The sequence below is a fragment of the Mesonia maritima genome, from assembly GCF_042433895.1.
Classification (GTDB): domain Bacteria; phylum Bacteroidota; class Bacteroidia; order Flavobacteriales; family Flavobacteriaceae; genus Mesonia; species Mesonia maritima.
Window position 1 is genome coordinate 66,644 of record NZ_JBHLUA010000012.1, and the last position, 16,717, is coordinate 83,360.

Sequence of the window (16,717 nt, forward strand, 5' to 3'; positions counted from 1 at the left end):
TTATTCGTCTCTTAAAGCTACAATTGGTTTTATACGCGCTGCACGCCACGCAGGAAAAAATCCGGCGATGGCACCTGCAATTATTAATATAATTACCGTAGAAATAGCTACGTTAAAATTTACCGTAGGATTTCTTAAAAATTCTGTTTGCACCATTGGGCCTACAAATTCTAATAAAATTAAACCACCTAACAATCCTAAAAAACCTGCGATGGTGGTTACAAAAATTGATTCGTGTAAAACCATAGCAATAATTGAAAGCGGTTGAGCGCCTAAAGCTTTTCGGATTCCTATTTCTTTGGTTCTTTCTTTTACGATAATGAGCATAATATTACTCACTCCTATGACGCCAGCTAAAATTGTTGCAATTCCCACGCCCCAGAAAAAAAATTTAATCATTTTCATCATGTCATAAATTCTTTTTGCATTTTCTAACGAATTATTTATGAAAATCGCACTTTCATCATTAGGGGCGATGGTATGCGCTTCTTTTAATTGAGCTTCTAGATTTTGGGTAAAATTATTGGAAATGGCTAAAGCTTCAGAAAAATTATCTTGCTTTGGAAGTGTAAAAGCTAAACCTTGAATATTATTTCCGCCGTTAAAAACGCGTTGCGCTGTTGAAAGCGGCATAAAAACGCGCGCTTCTTCTCGCTCACCACCGGGATCTGAATACACGCCAACAACTTTAAAATTGATACCCGCGATTTCGATGAGTTTTCCCAAAGGGGTTCTATCATTTTTAAATAAATCTGCAGCTACTTTTTTACCAATAACTACAACTTTTTCATAATTCTTATGATCGCCATAGTTTAAGTAGCGGCCTTTTACCATTGCTTCGCCTTCCAAAAATTGATAATCGGGTAAAACGCCTTCTATTCGATAACTACCAGATTCTTTCTTATAATTTACTAAGCTTCCCCAAATTCTATATAAAGCTGATCTGTATTCTAAATCTTTAGCGTATTTTTTTTCAGTAAACTCATAATCTTCATTTTTTAGCTGAATTCTTCTCCCGGGGTTTAAGCCTTTATAACCTACTGATGTTCTACCGGTCCACACTGAAATTCGGTTTGCGGCATCATTTTGAAATTGATTTTCAATCCCGTTTTGCATTCCTTCGCCAACGCCTAACAGAATTACTAAAATAAAAATACCCGAAGCGACAGAAATTCCCGTAAGAACGGTTCTCAATAAATTTTTCCGAATGGTTTCGAATATTTCTTCCCAGCGTTCTAAACTAAACATTTGCTTTTGCTCTAACTTGATTTACAAAAGAATCGTCTATAATAACGCCATCTTTCAGATTAACGATTCGCTTGGTCATATGTGCGATATCTTCTTCGTGCGTGACTACCAAAATGGTTTTGCCTTCATCGTTTATTTCCTGAATTAAATCCATCACTTCGTAAGAAGTTTTGGTATCGAGCGCTCCGGTTGGTTCATCGGCCAGTAAAACTTTAGGATCACTTGCCAGCGCACGAGCAATTGCTACTCGTTGTTTTTGACCTCCGGAAAGTTCATTTGGTAAATGACTTGCCCAATTTGCCAAGCCTACTTTTTCGAGATAAGCCATTGATTTTTCGATGCGTTCTTTTCGTTTTATTCCTTGATAATATAACGGCATCGCAACATTATCTACAGCAGATTTGTATCCGATAAGATTGAATGATTGAAAAATAAACCCAAGGAATTTATTGCGGTAACGCGCGGCAATTTTTTCGTTTAAATTTTTAATAGGAACATTATCGAGCGTATATGAACCAGCATCGGCTTCGTCGAGCATTCCTAAAATATTAAGTAAAGTAGATTTTCCTGAACCCGAAGAACCCATAATTGAAACTAACTCGCCTTCTTTTACGCTAAAATTAATTCCTTTTAATACGTGAAGTTCGGTAGCGCCAGTGCGATAAGATTTGTGCAAATCTTTTATTTCGATCATATCTTTCGAGTTTATTTCAGAAAAAGGCTAGTTGGTTTACAGATATGACTGTTAAAAAAGCGTTTTGTTACAAAAGAAAATGAAGAAAATAAAAAGTTTACTTGAATTCTCTTCTTAACACTCTATAAATTAAAAATGCTATACCGCCAATAAGAATGTAGGGCCAAATCATTAAGTAAACAATTCCATCATTAATTGCAGCTGCCGCTCCGCCATCGGCTTCACTTTCTAAAACAGCTCGACACATTGCGCATTGTGCTTGCAATTCTGCACTAACAATTATAAAAAGTATAAGTATAAAGGCTTTTTTAATCATGATTTTTTAATAGTAAGGAAGCATAAATAAATAAACTAAAACTCCTGTAATAGCGACATACATCCATATAGGAAATGTCCACCGTGCAATTTTTTTGTGTTTTAAATATTCGCCCGTTAATCCACGATACATTGTGAATAGAACTAACGGAATTATAATTGCGGAAAGCACAATATGCGATATTAAAATAAAGAAATAAACCGGACGCATAAAACCTTCACCTCCATAAGGCACAGGATCGTTACTAATTTTTGAAATTACATAACTAATTAAAAAAACTGCCGATAAACCAAAAGCGGTTATCATTACATTTCGGTGCATAATTTTATCTCCCGACTTAATTAAGAAATAACCGGACAATAATAAAACAGCTGTTGAAGCATTTAAAACGGCATGAAATAAGGGAAGCGTTCCTAATTCTAAGCCTAAAAAATTATAACGTTCCGGCAAATTCATCAGAATTAAAACTATTATGGGAACTAAAATGGAGAGTGCAATTATTATAGGAACTGCAATTCTATCGTTTTTTACAGTTGTTTTCATTTTAATAATTTTTTAATGTCTTCTTTTAGCATCTTTAAATCGTCATCTTCTAAACCATTATAGAATATAATTGGATTACCGAATTGATCTTTTCTTGAGCGAATAAAACCTTCTTGATCTACTAATGCAAAATATCCTGAATGCTGAAAATTACCTTCAACTTTTAGGTTACTGGCTACATAAAAGTTAAATCCGTTATTAGCAAGTTCAAAAATCTCATCTTGATTACCAGTTAATAAATGCCAATGAGGATTGGTAATATTATATTTTTCAGCGTATTCTTTTAAAATTTCTGGCGTATCGTAACTTGGGTTAATACTAAAAGAAGCGATCCCGAAGTTTGTATTTCCTTTAAATACTTGCTGAATATCGCTCATATTTTCATTCATTTTTGGGCAAATTGTAGGACAAGTCGTGAAGAAAAATTCAGCTACATAGACTCTTCCTTTATAGCTCTCGTTTGTAATAGTATCGTTATGCTGATCTACAAATTTAAAGGAAGGGACTTTTTTAGGCTCTCCATTTATAATAATATAAGAAAGTTCATCTTCAGTATTTAGTGTAGTTTCTTTTTCACTTAGACGATCATTCTCAACTACATCATTATTCGCAAAGCGTTCAACTATTTTAGGTATAACAATAATTCCGAAAACGAGAATTATAATTCCAAGACCTATGTAAGAATATTTGCGTTTCATTTTTGTGAAGCGTTTGTGCGATTATATTTTTTAAGTGCTAAGCGATATTCCGCTAAAATAACTTTTACATCATCGGTCATTTTATTGGTTAAATTCGCAATTGAGCGTGTATCGTAACCATAAACCGCTTTGTTATCTTCTGATTGTTCTGCCGGTCTGCCTCTTAAATTTCGATCTTTATCAATGATAAAAACGTAGGGTGAAGAAAAATCGTTGTCTAATTTATATGAAGATTTTAAAGAATTAAAAACACGTTGAATATCGGCTTTAGTTCCGAAGGCAAAATTCCATTTTTTAGTATCAATCGTAGTAGATATTTCTTCTAGTAAAGCTCGGGCTTGCAGTTGCGTTCCATTTTCTGCTAACACTACAAATTGAAGGTCTTGGAACTCAAAATTTTTATCGTAAATCTTTTCATTTAAGTTGAAAGCGTTTCCTTCCATTTTTTCAACATTACTGCCGTAAAAAGAAAGAATAGTAATTTTGTGTCTTAATTGAACAGGTTTACCATCCAAAGTCGTAAAATTATTTAAATCGGCAATATTTCTAGTTAAAACCGGAAGTTTCGCAAAATTATTTACGCCGGAGGAAAAGAAAAGATAAGCTACCATTGGAAGCGCAAATAGCACAGTAAGCACAAAAAACTTTTTCATAATGTCGGCGTTTCTTCTTACGCTGTGCAAAAATAAAAAAGACGATTTTAATAAATCGTCTTTTCAAATGTTTTAACTTTTAAAAGTTCCAGGCAACGTGGCCATTTTTGTAGACCTCGTAAATATAATCTCCTTCGGTTAATAAAATGAATATAAGATAAGAGACTAAGAAAACTGCGGTCCAAACTACAGCTCTACGCAATCCTTTAGTTTCATGCTCCATATGCATGAAAGCCCAGGTAATGTAATATGCTTTGTAAAGTGTAAGAATGATAAATATCCAGTTGAGTAATTTCATATAAATAAATGTAGTATCTATAAGAAATGCTGGTTTAATAATTCCTAAAATAACTTCAACAATTGTAACAATAGAAAGGATTATAAATACACTCCAAATTCTTTTTGTTGCTGAATTATCGTTATGTGATGCTATATGTGCCATTATTTTTTACTTCAAAAATTTTATACCAAATAGAAAAAGGTAAATACAAATACCCAAACTAAATCTACAAAATGCCAGTAAAGTCCAACTTTCTCTACCATTTCGTAGCTTTTTCTTTTCTCGTATGTTCCAAGAATTACATTAAAGAAAATAATAATATTAATGATTACTCCTGTAAATACGTGAAAACCGTGAAAACCTGTAATAAAGAAAAAGAAATCTGCAAATAAAGGCGGACCGTATTCATTACGGCTAAGGTTTGCACCTTCTACCACTCTCATCGCGTGATTATTTATCATATCTAATGATTCTTCTCTAGAAAGAATTGTTTTAGCTCCGTTTTCATCTAATTTTTGAATTCGAATAAGCATATCTTCATGGCTAGCGAATCCTTTTTTCACCTCATCGATACTGTAACTTGGCAAAGGTTCTCCATCTGCGGTATACCAAAGACCGTTTTTACGTTCGTGTAAGACTCTTTCTTCAGGAAGAATTTCAGCCACATCAGCTAAGGCTAAACGTTCGCCTTCAGCATCAACAAATTGAATAATGTTTCCGCCTTTAGTTTCAACTGCTCCGTAAGTTCCACTTATAAAATTTTTCCATTCCCAAGCTTGAGAACCTACGAAAATAAGTCCACCAATAATGGTTAAAAACATATAAGTTGTGACCTTTCCTTTTTGCATTTTATGACCAGCATCTACGGCTAAAACCATAGTTACTGAAGAAAATATCAAAATAAAGGTCATTAATGCAACATAATACATTGGTGCATCTACACCATGTAAAAATGGAAAGTGATTAAAAACTTCATCTGCAATTGGCCAAGAGTCTATAAATTTAAACCTCGAAAAACCGTAAGCTGCTAGAAACGCCGAAAATGTAAGCGCATCTGATGTGATAAAAAACCACATCATCATTTTACCATAGCTAGCTTTTAATGGCGATTTAGACCCACCTCCCCAGGTTTTACCCTCGGTTCCTGTTCTTACAACAGTAGCTTCCATAAAGAAAAATTAGTGTTAAAGATTATGCAAAAATAGTTAATTTTCTTATCTAAAGAAATATAAAAACAAAAACAGGTAAATCCACAAAATATCAACAAAATGCCAGAATGTTGCACCGAGTTCTATTCCAAGCATTTGCCCTGCTTTATAACGTTGTTTAAAATGATTATAAATTACCACCACTAAAACAATAATTCCTGCTGCAAGGTGTAATAAATGCGTAAAAATGAGCAAGTAATTAAAAGAAACATTAATTACACTTGCACTTCCGGCAGGAAATCTTCCATTATCAATAAATTGTTGAAAGCCGCTAAATTGTAATGCTACAAATATGAGGGCTAATAAAAGTGTGGTTAAGAGTAAACCTGAAGCTAACGAACGATTATTTTTTAAAATTGCTTTTTTCGCAAAATAAAATGTGAAACTACTTACAAGAATTACAACTGTACTCCACATAAAAGCTGAAGGCATTTCTAAATCTTTTAGCCAATCTGCTCTATTCCTACTCACTACATAAGCACTCGTTAAACCGGCAAACATCATTGCCATACTTATAATAGCAAACCAAAGCATCATCTTTTTAGATCTTCTTCTTTTCTCTTCTTCGGTTCCTTGCGTTAAATCCATATTCGAATAAATTTATCTAAAACGTAAATAATCTGTAATAAAGTTATATAAGAAACACTAGCAAACATCAGTTGTTTTGCAGTTTTTTCATCTTTATTTTTATAAAGCTTGAATGCATAATACAGCATCCCTATTCCTAAAATCAAGATAAGGACACCAGAAATTGGTGTTAAGTATAAGCGCCCCGTTACTCCAAAAACAGGAATTAAGGAAATTACTACAGTCCAAATTGTATAAAGAATAATTTGAATTGCAGTCCCTTTATCTCGCTTTCCGGTAGGCAACATAAAAAAACCTCCTCTTTTATAGTCATCATACAACCACCAACCTAAAGCCCAAAAATGCGGAAATTGCCAAAAAAACTGAATCATAAAAAGTGTTCCCGGTTCTATACTAAAATCATTTGTAGCCGCAACCCAACCCAACATAAATGGAATGGCCCCGGGAAATGCACCGATGAAGACAGAAAGCGGTGTAACTCTTTTTAAAGGCGTATAAATACAGGTGTATAAAAAAATAGAAATCCCGCCAAACATTGCTGTTACGGGATTTATAATATAAAGTACAACTATTCCTAAAATCGTAAATAAACTTGCAATAATAGTCGCGGTAGTAACTGACATTCTTCCCGCAGGAATCGGTCGGTTTTTTGTGCGATTCATTTTTGCATCTAAATTTCGTTCAATTACTTGATTAAACGCATTCGATGCTCCTACCATTAAATAACCACCAATTGCCAACAAAAGGACAACTACAAAATTCACAACCTCTGCACCTAAAAAATAGCCAGCAACCGATGAAAAAACTACGCTTACTGCTAATCGCATTTTGGTTATTTCTTTGAAATCAGAAATTACATCGGGTTTTACTGTATTTGTAAGAGTTCTATTCAATACCTCCATTTTTCAGAATGCAAAGATACTCTTAAAAAGCCTTTTGGCAAGCGAGAAAAAGCGTTAAATATTTTAGCTGAAAATTTATTGAAGGTTAAAAGTAATTGGAAGTGCATAAGTTACAGGAACATTTTTTCCTTGCTGCTTACCTGGTTTCATAGTTGGCAATAATTTTGTCACCCGCTCTGCTTCTTTTGCCAAAGCATCTACTTTTGAAACTGCTTTTATATCGACTACCTTTCCTTTTTCATCTACTGTAAAGGTTACATAAATTCGCTGTTCACCCGACAAGCCTAATTCTTGACCTATACTGCTATCAAACTTTCTTTGAACCAACTTTGCAATCTGAGAAGAAAAACAACTTGAACGTTCTGCTTTGGAATCGTATTTTTCACAACCGGGAAAAATTGGCGCTTCTTCAACTTTTAAATAATTTATAGGTATATTATCTTCAATAATAGTAGTTGGTTCTTCTAGTTTTTTACCTAAATCTTCATCTACTTTTCCATCATCGATTTTAGCTTCATTATTAAATAAACTTTTTAAGAAGTCTTTGTTATCGATAATTTTTAGTTCATCATTATTTTTACTTTTTTGACTAGAAGCTTTTTGCTTTTTAATAGGTTCCGGCGTCTCCGTTTTAACTTTATAGATAGGTGTTTTCTCCATTAAGCTTGCTTGATAAATAATCACTGGTTTTTCTTTTTCCTTAACTGTAGTTTTATGTTCTATTAAAAATATTGAACACAGTAAAGCTACAATTAGACCTAATTGGAAGTAGATAAATTTAGTTTTTACTTGCGGTTTTTGTTCTTGGCTTTTCATAATAAGAAGTTTTATGTTAATTCTTTATGATTAACACAATTATTCTGCCAAAAAGAAAAACCCTCTCAAAAATGAGAGGGTTTTTAAACTATATGAAATAATTATTAGTCTTGAACTTGAAAAATAATTGGTAAAGAGTATAAAACTCCTACCGCTTGACCTCTCTGTTTACCAGGAGTCATTTGCGGAAGCATTTTTACAACTCGTTCTGCTTCTTTCTGAAGTCTTGGGTGTGGCGCTCGTGCTTGAACGTCAACAATTTTTCCTTTCGAGTCAATTTTAAATCGAACGTAAACTCGGTTTACTCCCGACAAACCTAACTCAGAACCTAACTCGGTGTTGAATTTGTTATTCACAAAATCGCTCACCTTTTCACTCATACATTTTCTTCGCTCTGCATTAGTTTTATATTTTTCGCAACCTGGAAAAATTGGCACATCTTCAATAGCTGTAAAAGGAACATCCGCGATTGGCTCTTCGTCAGCAACTTCTGAAACCTCAGCTACTTCTACAATTTCAGGTTCTTCTGTAACCTCTGTAGATTCTATCACCTGCTCTTCTACCTCTACCTCATCTTCAACAACTTCAATAACTTCTGGAGCTGGTGGCGGTGGTGGCGGTGGCGGTGGCGGTGGTTGATTTGGAGGCATCACAACGGTCTCCTCTTCATTTAGCTGATCAAACTGAACGACTTGCTTTTCGAATTCTTCCTTTTCGTAAGTTTTCCATTCTATGGCGCGCCAAGTCAGAAACAGCATCACAATTAAACCTATCTGAAAAAACAGGACGCTTCTTCTTCGTAGGTCTTTTTTGGGATTTTTCTTTGGTTCCATAATTTTTTATTATCGGATTGCTAATGTAATTATTTTTTATAAAAATCTAAATTATAATTGATGTTTAATTTTTTCTAAGGGTGTTTTAATTGAAATAATTAGAAAAAAAGCAATTATAATTCCTGTTGTATTTGCTAAAACATCAAATGCATCGATACTTCGATACGTAGTAAATACTCCTTGAAGTACTTCAATAAAAATGCCAAAAGCTGTTGTGAGCAAACAAATAATGAGCAAAGACTTGCGATGAAGTACTTTTGTATTTTTTCGAGAAAAATATTGAAAGTACCAACAAAGCGTAAGTCCAAAATATGCTATGCAATGGAAAACCTTATCTGCATTATTAAAATTAGGTTTCGGCAGGTCTTCAGTATGTATTAAAGAGACCACTAATAAAGAAACCGTATATAATAATGCTAAGATTAAGGATACTTTAGGATCCAATAAGTTCTTTATAGGCTTCAACATCTAGTAAACCATCGATTTCATCTGGGTTAGAAATTTTAACTTTAATCATCCATCCTTCTGTATAAGGATCGGTATTAACTTTTTCTGGCTCGTCTTCTAAAGATTCATTGAATTCGATAATTTCACCTGAAAGTGGTAAGTAAAGATCTGACACTGTTTTTACGGCTTCAACGGTACCGAAAACTTCTTCTTTATCTAAGGTTTCGTCTACAGTTTCAACTTCAACGTAAACAATATCACCTAATTCACCTTGTGCAAAATCTGTAATGCCGATAGTTGCAATATCGCCATCTACTTTTACCCATTCGTGGTCTTTAGTGTATTTTAATTCTTTTGGAGCGTTCATAGTATTATTTAGTTTAGTTATTTACAAATATAATTAGTTTCCGAAATTATAGCGCAATGTTATTCCAGATCGTATAGTGGTTTGCGGAAATGCGGTTGATATTGCATATTTCGAAAAACTATGATCGTAATAAAATATTGCAGTCAAATTTTTTGATAAAGCATAATCAGCATTAAATGTAATCGACCAAATATCTTGACCGGAAGTGGTTTGACTATCATCTATATCTAAATAGCGAATTATGGTTTCATTTCTTCTAAACGACACATCTGCTTTAAAATTCAAATCACTATTTAAAACCCGGCGTTGACCACCAATATTCGTGGCTATTTTAACATTCGGCAAACGATACCCCAATCCCAAAATATATTCGTTTCCTTGGGTTTCTGTAAGTAAATTATTTGCGAAACTTAAGGAAAGTATACGATCCTTTCGCATTTCAGCTAAAATTTTAACTGAACTTTTTAATTCCATATCAATTTTAAAAAGCGGACTAAATTGTTCGGCTAAATTTACATTTGAAATAAAGAATTTACTTTTAAAATTACCGGCTTGATCAAGGTTTGAACTTCCGTAAGGATTATTTCTATCGTAATCTAAATTAGTCTGAAACTGATTAATATTATAAAGTGAAGTATATCCGTGCTGAATACTGAATCGTTTAAATTTATCTTTAAACCATTTTAAACGCATTAAGCCTGTATATTTAACATTCCAGTTTGGTAAAGGCGTATCTCTAAATGAACCGAGACTAACTTTCTCTACATTTTTTCCGGTATAAGCTGAAAGGAAAGAAGGTAATAAAACTTGTTGACTCGTTCTTCCAAAACCAATCGGATAACCATTTTCATCCAAATTATCTGGATTACTAGTATCAATTCCGGCTTGTTGCGCTAATCGATTGGCTACAGTAATTCTGTTATCTCTAAATTGCTGAAAAGCTTCTGAACTTTCTTGAGAACTTTCGCTAAACGCAGAAGCTATCATAATAGTAGAAATATTAAAGTTTCCAAACGTATTCGGCGTTAAGGAACGATATTGTAAATCATCTTGATTTACTCTATAATTTTCTGTATAGGTTTCAGAATAAGTTCTATTGGCATTTAAATCGAGCGTAAGATCGGGCAGTAAATCGATATTAGCTTGTAAACTTAAGTTCTTAACTTCCGTTTCTTGGTATTGTTCATTGAATTGCTGATAGCTAGTTAACCAACCGTTTCTAGCAGAAATTTCACGCACATCGGCTTGACTCCCAAATGTAAATCCTGCAGTAGGTTTTAATGTTCCAACAAAACCAATATCATTGGTGTAACCCGGTAAAAACATTCCTTTGGTTTCATCATAATTTACCGTTAATCGACGAACAGCTGTTACAATATCAATTAACGTATTTACAGCTTTATCGCCGCCAGACAAATCTTCATCTTGAGCTTGATTATTGTTATTATTACTACTATTACGCGTAAAACCTAATTTATTGGCTGATTGATTTAATCGTGTTCTTCCCGAATTATTTTTAGATTTCTTTTTTGTTAAACCAATGTAGCGATACAAGGTATTCATTTCAAAAGTCCCGTTAATTTGATGGGTGTTGGAATTTTGAATTGTATTTCCTAAATCGGGAATTCCTGGTATACTTCTTCTAATTTCTGATCCTTTTTGCCATTGGAAATTTCCCGTATATGAATACCGTGCTTTCACGAATTCGAGTGCCGGAATTTTATCAAAAGGAATATCATAATTTACTTGTAAATTCTGCAAATGCCTGTTCGGTTGTCCAACATCAAAGAATCCATCCCAAATTCCAATAGAGTTATCTTGAACATTATCATCGCTAATGTAGTTCCGTACAATTCTATTATTATTTGTATTTAAAGTAAATTGTAAAGATTCAGTAAGTTTATGCGTTATGGTATATTGCCAATCGAAAATATAATTTCGCTGATATAATTTCGGCAAACCAATAGAACCTGGCGGAAGATTTATTTCTCTAAATATTTGTTCGTTATATTGTCTGCTAATATTTGAACTCGCTGAAATATTAGTAGGTAAAAGATTTACATTAAAATCTTTAATGGGCTTGTAATATTCACTACTATCTAAAACGGCAATATTTTTAAAAGGCTCAATTTTAAGCGGTGCAAAATTATAATTATAAGTCGCTCCAACATTTACACTTTGGTCAAGTGACTCTTCAATTTCAAAGTCACGATGATCTATTTGATTATATGTTCCTGAAAAACTGAAATTTTCAACATCATACGGCATCGGTTTAGCATCCGGATTTGTCCGCTCTTTCCGCAACCCAATTACACTTACACTTTGTCTTTTTGTATAATCTTCAGCACGTTCACGTAATTCATCCCTTCGGTCGGCATCATTAGTATTATCGAGTAAGGTTTCTAATTCTATATCTAAATATTCAGGATCGTATTGCGGCGTAATTAATTCTTCTCCTCTACTGTAACTAAACGGAACTTTTATTCCCCAATCTTTAGGTAATAATTGCCCCATATTTAAATTCGTTACTACATCGTATTGTTGTACATCTTCTCGACTTCGCTGGTTTGGTCCTTGTTCGATGGAACCAAAACCGATAGTACTTCTTCTTCCTGTAGCAGCAACTGATGCAAAATCTGCTAAATTGGTATCCATATTTAAAACCGCAGCCCAACCGCCTTGATTTTTCATATCAGATAAGCGAAGTTCATTAAACCAAACTTCACCAGTTGCATCTACATCGCCACTGTTTTTTAACCCGAGCATAATTACACGAATGTTCCCGAAACTAGGATTTCCTTTAATCCCAACACGCATTTCTCCCGGATCACCATTCGCTACAGAAGGCTCTAGATTTTCAGTAAAGAAATTCAAATTTGCACTATTATAGGTGTCGTTTCCGATTACCGTAGATTTTATTCGCTGCAATAAATCAAACGAAACATTCATATCATTTACAATGGGCCAAACATCTCGTGCATTTGTTGAATTGAGATCGCTAACTTTTAATGGAACTTCAACTTGATAGAAGTTATCGGTGAAATCGGTTCCCATTCTTATAAACGCTGTTAATTGACCATCTATAAGTTCAGGATTTGGAGCAGGTAAGCTTTCAGCGTGTAAAAACATTTTTAAATCTTTATACTGACGCATATCGACCTGAAAATTTTTATAAACCGCGCGAGAATCACCAGGTGATAAATTTTTAACAGTTAAGGAAAGTGATTGCTCATCTTCTCGAATTCGTTGATTGTTGTTAATCATTTCCTCACGATAAACTCCCGGAGGCGTAACATAATCTGAAGTTTGCTCTTCACTTACCGCCGTAACTTCAAGTGTAGTATTAGGTTCGTTATCAGGATCGGTCCCGTCGGGAACTACCGCTTGATTGTATCTTCTATAATCACCTCTAACCAAATCAAGTGTACCAAAACGCAATACAATATCTTCTTGGAAACCGGACAAAAACATTCGCATAAAACGAACAGAACGTAAATCGGCTATTCCGTTTACTGCGTATTCGCTACTTGTTCTTAAAGGAACTTTAAACTGAACCCATCTCACATTCATTTGATCACCATTTTGAAGCGTGGTGTTTACCGTTTTTACATCGGTAATATAATCCTCATCAATTCCCGCAATAGAACTAGTATTGTTATCGACACTCATTCCGTTGAAAAGCGGAACTTTATATTCAAAATAGCTGTCGATAGTATTCATCGTGTTGTCACGGTTAACATCTTCTACCGATGGCATTGTACCATTTCCTCGATTATTTTGCCCAACATCGGTTGGCGTATTCCCTTCGTGACCGTTATAATTTCTATATCGTTCTACAACGCCCCCTTCAGCGTTTAAATAATACTGATAATTATCATTTGATGGATCGGCAAGACCAGCAAACGCAGGAAATTTTTGAGCTTCTAACTCATCATTTAATCCATCGTAACCCACATCTTGATTAATTCTCGCTTGTCCTTCTGAATCGAAAGCGTAAACTAATGATTGACTTGAAGGTACTCTACCAAATTCCGTTTCTAAGGTATTTCCGGGTTGACCGTCGGTTGGTAAACCATTTTCAAATTGCTTTCTTCCATCTTTTAATACATCTTCTGAAATACTACCCAAGTTAAAGGTAACTAGCCCTTCATTATTCGTATTATTTTCAGGATAGATATAAGGATCCATCACCCAGAATTGGATAAATTCTACATTAGATTGCTCAAAATTTGTGGTAGTGATTTGGCGTGTAATTCCCCCGAAATTTTCTTCGGGAGTTGGTAAGGTGTTTCCTCCTGCTGCTGCAGGATTATAATTATATTGTCCTCTTTCAGAAGGATAATAAGCTAAATCTAAGGTGTAAACTGCCTGCGTTTGCCCTTGTACAACATCTGTATTTGGGAAAATTTCATCTATAAAAACTCGCCTAGTTGAATATAAAGAAAGATCATCATCACTTATTCCCGCCGGACGCTGGTTACTGTAGAAAATAGGATCGATATTGTACCAATTCATTTTCGCTCTACGATAACTGGAGCTTAAATCATTATTTGCTTTTTCGCCTCCAAAACCAATTGGCGCACTTGAAAGCTCCCAACTTAATGGAGACAAAACTGAAATTGCCGTCTGAGAAGCTTCAAAATCATCTACATAGGAAGTTGCTTCACCATCAAAATTATCACCTTTTGGCGAACCTGGATGTAAATAAGCGAATTCTCCTCTTACTGAAAAATTAGATTCTACATCGGTATCAATATTCGGAAGTTTATTTACTAAACGTGTGAAAAATGGAACTTGCGTAGAATAATTTATATTGAATCCGTAAATAGAGTTATTAACCGGCTCGTAACTATAATTAGATTTTTGGGTAATTGGGCGTTCGTTTAGGTTTAAAAAAGTTCCGTTCAGAATTAAATTTTCATTGAATTTATGCTCGACATTTATACCAGTAAAACGCTTCGTTTGTTGTCCGAAAAGCGCATTATTTTCAGTTGAAACTTGAATAGGCGTATCAGAAGCTAATAAGGCTTCGTCTAATATTTTAACTCGCCCTAAAGCATAATCTACCGTATAATCTACACCTTCTTGTAAAACTCTTCCTCCTGCAGTTACCGTTACCGAACCTCGCGGAACGTTAAACGCTCCAATAGGAATCCCTTCTTGTCCTGACGATTTATAACTTCCTTTTAATTGAAATTTATTTTTATTGGCTTCTTCTTGTTCAGCTTGGGTTTTCGTAGTGTTGTATAACGCACGAAAAACATAGCGTTCCTGATTATCGTTATACGTAGATGGATTATTATAATCTTCACCCCCGCCATTTGGTGTATTATCTAGTTTATTAAATAAATATTCTCCAAACGGTTCGACTGTGGTAAAAATAATTCTTCCTTGTTGCGGATCGATAGTAATCCCCGGGACATAATCGAAAAAACCATCACCTCCTACAATCGGGTCATTATTTACGTTTAGATTATCGAGTTCAAAAACTTGAAGTAAATTTTTATCATCCACATCGGGCGGTAAAGGAACATTCGATCCCGGCGCTTGACTGATATAATTTAAAGGCTGCGGATCGGTATATAAAATATTAAATCTAAAATCTTCTTGTTCTAATTGATACGCATCTAAATTATAGATGTTTTTCATCATTAAATCCCAAATTGGCTCGTTTACATTTGTCACCGGACTTTTCAATAATTTCACCACCAAATTTTGGTTAATCGCAATTTGTTGTCCGTTTGGATTAGGATTGTTACCGGTTTGTGTTGCAGAAACACCACCGTTCGCAAATTCACCTACTTGAAAAACTTGACCATTTACCGTATACTGAAAAGCTACCGCAAGTACTTCATCATTAGTTAAACGCTGGTTTAGGGAAATATACCCTAATTGCGGATGCAAGGTATATTCATTAGGTTGAAGTTGGCGTGCGTTTTCTAATTTTGCATAATCTACTCCTTCATTAACTTCGGAAGAATTTACTCCGAAACCTTGATCTACCGAAGCTATGTCACGAATTGCCGGCGTTAAGGAAGATTGTTGCGGACCTGTAATTCCTATGGGATTAAAATCGTTATTCGTGTTATCCGGGTATGAATTTGCTGAAGTATTAACAAAACCCTGCGGTCCAGCGATTGGGTTTCCATTTGCATCTAATAACATCCCAATATTTTCAGGATCAGCTTCTCCAATATCTTGAAGCGCTACAATATTTCGTGTTCCCGTTAAACTTTGTGTACTATTACTTCGGTTAGTTACCCAAACTTCCATTCGCGTAACTTGTATATTACTTGTTATAAACGGATAGTTCTGTAAAGCGTTGTCATAATTATCTCTAAAATAATGCGCTAAAAAGAAGTGTCGGTTTTCATCGTAATCTAAAATAAACTTTTCAAACTCCTGCACTGCACCACCACCTTGAATATTTACGGTTTGTCGCTCTGAGTTTTGTTCAGAGAAAACACCGGTAATGGTAGTTTTACCAAATTGTAATTGTGCTTTTACACCAAACAAACTTTGCGCTCCTTGAATTAAGGAACTATTAAGCGGCATACTTACGTTACCAACTTCTATTTTCCGAACAATATCATCTTCAGTTGGTGTATATTCTAATTTTATTTGATTCTGAAAATCGAAGGTTAAATTACTTCTATTTCTTGGAGAAAGTGATGGATTATCTTGTTTTGTATATAACAAACCTAAATCTAATTCTACCGAACCCTGCGGAATTACTTCTATTTGATTTCCGCCGAAAATAGATTCAAAAAAACTATTGTTTACATAAAATATCGGAAGTAAATTCTGTTGTTCATCGGCACCTTGACCTCTCCCACTCACTGCATCAGACTTTTGCTTAAAATAAGCTTTCATCTGCTCTTCTAAAACACGTTCTTGGAATTCTTCAGGAGTTAAAACTAATGGATAAGATACATTTACATCATCTATCTTTTCCGTATAAATATAGCGATCTAAAACTTCGTCATAAGTATATTTTGTGGTAATACTACTCGGATCTTCCATTTCTATCTGCCCAAGATAATAACCAGTTTTAGTTGAATCTTGTGTAGTTTCATTGCCCTCTTCACCATCATCTTGTCCGAAAGTATTGGTGAATGCCATAA

The 16,717-nt window shown here is 34.4% G+C and carries 15 protein-coding genes; all 15 read right to left on the reverse strand.

The genetic code is table 11. The features are described 5' to 3' along the window. On the reverse strand, positions 1–1,248 hold the full coding sequence (locus tag ACFFGL_RS07075) for an ABC transporter permease (protein ID WP_309727087.1): 1,248 nt from the start codon (positions 1,246–1,248) through the stop codon (positions 1–3). After that, positions 1,241–1,942 carry an ABC transporter ATP-binding protein gene (locus ACFFGL_RS07080; protein ID WP_309727086.1) on the reverse strand — a complete coding sequence of 234 codons (702 nt, stop codon included), beginning with the start codon at positions 1,940–1,942 and terminating at the stop codon, positions 1,241–1,243. The genes ACFFGL_RS07075 and ACFFGL_RS07080 overlap by 8 nt, the downstream gene beginning before the upstream one ends. 97 nt (positions 1,943–2,039) lie before the next feature. Then, positions 2,040–2,258, reverse strand: coding sequence for a hypothetical protein (locus ACFFGL_RS07085; RefSeq protein WP_309727085.1), 219 nt, complete (start codon positions 2,256–2,258; stop codon positions 2,040–2,042). 6 nt (positions 2,259–2,264) lie between these two features. Next, positions 2,265–2,801 carry a DUF420 domain-containing protein gene (locus tag ACFFGL_RS07090; protein WP_309727084.1) on the reverse strand — a complete coding sequence of 179 codons (537 nt, stop codon included), beginning with the start codon at positions 2,799–2,801 and terminating at the stop codon, positions 2,265–2,267. Further along, positions 2,798–3,499 carry an SCO family protein gene (locus ACFFGL_RS07095; RefSeq protein WP_309727083.1) on the reverse strand — a complete coding sequence of 234 codons (702 nt, stop codon included), beginning with the start codon at positions 3,497–3,499 and terminating at the stop codon, positions 2,798–2,800. The genes ACFFGL_RS07090 and ACFFGL_RS07095 overlap by 4 nt, the downstream gene beginning before the upstream one ends. Next, entirely contained in the window at positions 3,496–4,152 is a 657-nt protein-coding gene (locus tag ACFFGL_RS07100) for a hypothetical protein (RefSeq protein ID WP_309727082.1), read from the reverse strand. The genes ACFFGL_RS07095 and ACFFGL_RS07100 overlap by 4 nt, the downstream gene beginning before the upstream one ends. Before the next feature lie 79 nt (positions 4,153–4,231). After that, on the reverse strand, positions 4,232–4,594 hold the full coding sequence (locus ACFFGL_RS07105; RefSeq protein ID WP_309727081.1) for a cytochrome C oxidase subunit IV family protein: 363 nt from the start codon (positions 4,592–4,594) through the stop codon (positions 4,232–4,234). A gap of 20 nt (positions 4,595–4,614) precedes the next feature. Further along, the gene (locus tag ACFFGL_RS07110) at positions 4,615–5,601 is read right to left on the reverse strand and encodes a cytochrome c oxidase subunit 3 (RefSeq protein ID WP_309727080.1); all 987 of its coding nucleotides are present in this window, start codon (positions 5,599–5,601) and stop codon (positions 4,615–4,617) included. A gap of 45 nt (positions 5,602–5,646) precedes the next feature. Beyond that, positions 5,647–6,228 carry a cytochrome c oxidase subunit 3 gene (locus ACFFGL_RS07115; protein ID WP_309727079.1) on the reverse strand — a complete coding sequence of 194 codons (582 nt, stop codon included), beginning with the start codon at positions 6,226–6,228 and terminating at the stop codon, positions 5,647–5,649. Further along, positions 6,219–7,121 (reverse strand): heme o synthase, encoded by a 903-nt coding sequence (gene cyoE / locus ACFFGL_RS07120; protein ID WP_309727078.1) that lies wholly within the window; start codon positions 7,119–7,121, stop codon positions 6,219–6,221. The genes ACFFGL_RS07115 and cyoE overlap by 10 nt, the downstream gene beginning before the upstream one ends. Before the next feature lie 84 nt (positions 7,122–7,205). Then, complete coding sequence (locus ACFFGL_RS07125; protein ID WP_309727077.1) at positions 7,206–7,946, reverse strand: energy transducer TonB; 741 nt, start codon at positions 7,944–7,946, stop codon at positions 7,206–7,208. Positions 7,947–8,050: 104 nt separating this feature from the next. Further along, a complete protein-coding gene (locus tag ACFFGL_RS07130) occupies positions 8,051–8,779 on the reverse strand; it encodes an energy transducer TonB (protein WP_309727076.1) in 729 nt (242 codons plus the stop codon). Positions 8,780–8,830: 51 nt separating this feature from the next. Further along, complete coding sequence (locus tag ACFFGL_RS07135; protein WP_309727075.1) at positions 8,831–9,223, reverse strand: VanZ family protein; 393 nt, start codon at positions 9,221–9,223, stop codon at positions 8,831–8,833. After that, on the reverse strand, positions 9,213–9,593 hold the full coding sequence (gene gcvH / locus ACFFGL_RS07140; protein WP_309727074.1) for a glycine cleavage system protein GcvH: 381 nt from the start codon (positions 9,591–9,593) through the stop codon (positions 9,213–9,215). Before gcvH ends, ACFFGL_RS07135 begins: the two co-directional genes overlap by 11 nt. Positions 9,594–9,626: 33 nt before the next feature. Continuing rightward, positions 9,627–16,715 carry a T9SS outer membrane translocon Sov/SprA gene (gene sov, locus ACFFGL_RS07145; protein ID WP_309727160.1) on the reverse strand — a complete coding sequence of 2,363 codons (7,089 nt, stop codon included), beginning with the start codon at positions 16,713–16,715 and terminating at the stop codon, positions 9,627–9,629. Positions 16,716–16,717: the final 2 nt, after the last annotated feature.

Coding starts and splice junctions, on each gene's coding strand:
- sov (WP_309727160.1), bottom strand. CDS start 16,715: ATGGCATTCACCAATACTTTCGGACAAGATGATGGTGAAGAGGGCAAT.
- ACFFGL_RS07075 (WP_309727087.1), bottom strand. CDS start 1,248: ATGTTTAGTTTAGAACGCTGGGAAGAAATATTCGAAACCATTCGGAAA.
- ACFFGL_RS07080 (WP_309727086.1), bottom strand. CDS start 1,942: ATGATCGAAATAAAAGATTTGCACAAATCTTATCGCACTGGCGCTACC.
- ACFFGL_RS07095 (WP_309727083.1), bottom strand. CDS start 3,499: ATGAAACGCAAATATTCTTACATAGGTCTTGGAATTATAATTCTCGTT.
- ACFFGL_RS07110 (WP_309727080.1), bottom strand. CDS start 5,601: ATGGAAGCTACTGTTGTAAGAACAGGAACCGAGGGTAAAACCTGGGGA.
- ACFFGL_RS07100 (WP_309727082.1), bottom strand. CDS start 4,152: ATGAAAAAGTTTTTTGTGCTTACTGTGCTATTTGCGCTTCCAATGGTA.
- ACFFGL_RS07125 (WP_309727077.1), bottom strand. CDS start 7,946: ATGAAAAGCCAAGAACAAAAACCGCAAGTAAAAACTAAATTTATCTAC.
- ACFFGL_RS07090 (WP_309727084.1), bottom strand. CDS start 2,801: ATGAAAACAACTGTAAAAAACGATAGAATTGCAGTTCCTATAATAATT.
- ACFFGL_RS07130 (WP_309727076.1), bottom strand. CDS start 8,779: ATGGAACCAAAGAAAAATCCCAAAAAAGACCTACGAAGAAGAAGCGTC.
- gcvH (WP_309727074.1), bottom strand. CDS start 9,593: ATGAACGCTCCAAAAGAATTAAAATACACTAAAGACCACGAATGGGTA.
- ACFFGL_RS07115 (WP_309727079.1), bottom strand. CDS start 6,228: ATGGATTTAACGCAAGGAACCGAAGAAGAGAAAAGAAGAAGATCTAAA.
- ACFFGL_RS07105 (WP_309727081.1), bottom strand. CDS start 4,594: ATGGCACATATAGCATCACATAACGATAATTCAGCAACAAAAAGAATT.
- ACFFGL_RS07085 (WP_309727085.1), bottom strand. CDS start 2,258: ATGATTAAAAAAGCCTTTATACTTATACTTTTTATAATTGTTAGTGCA.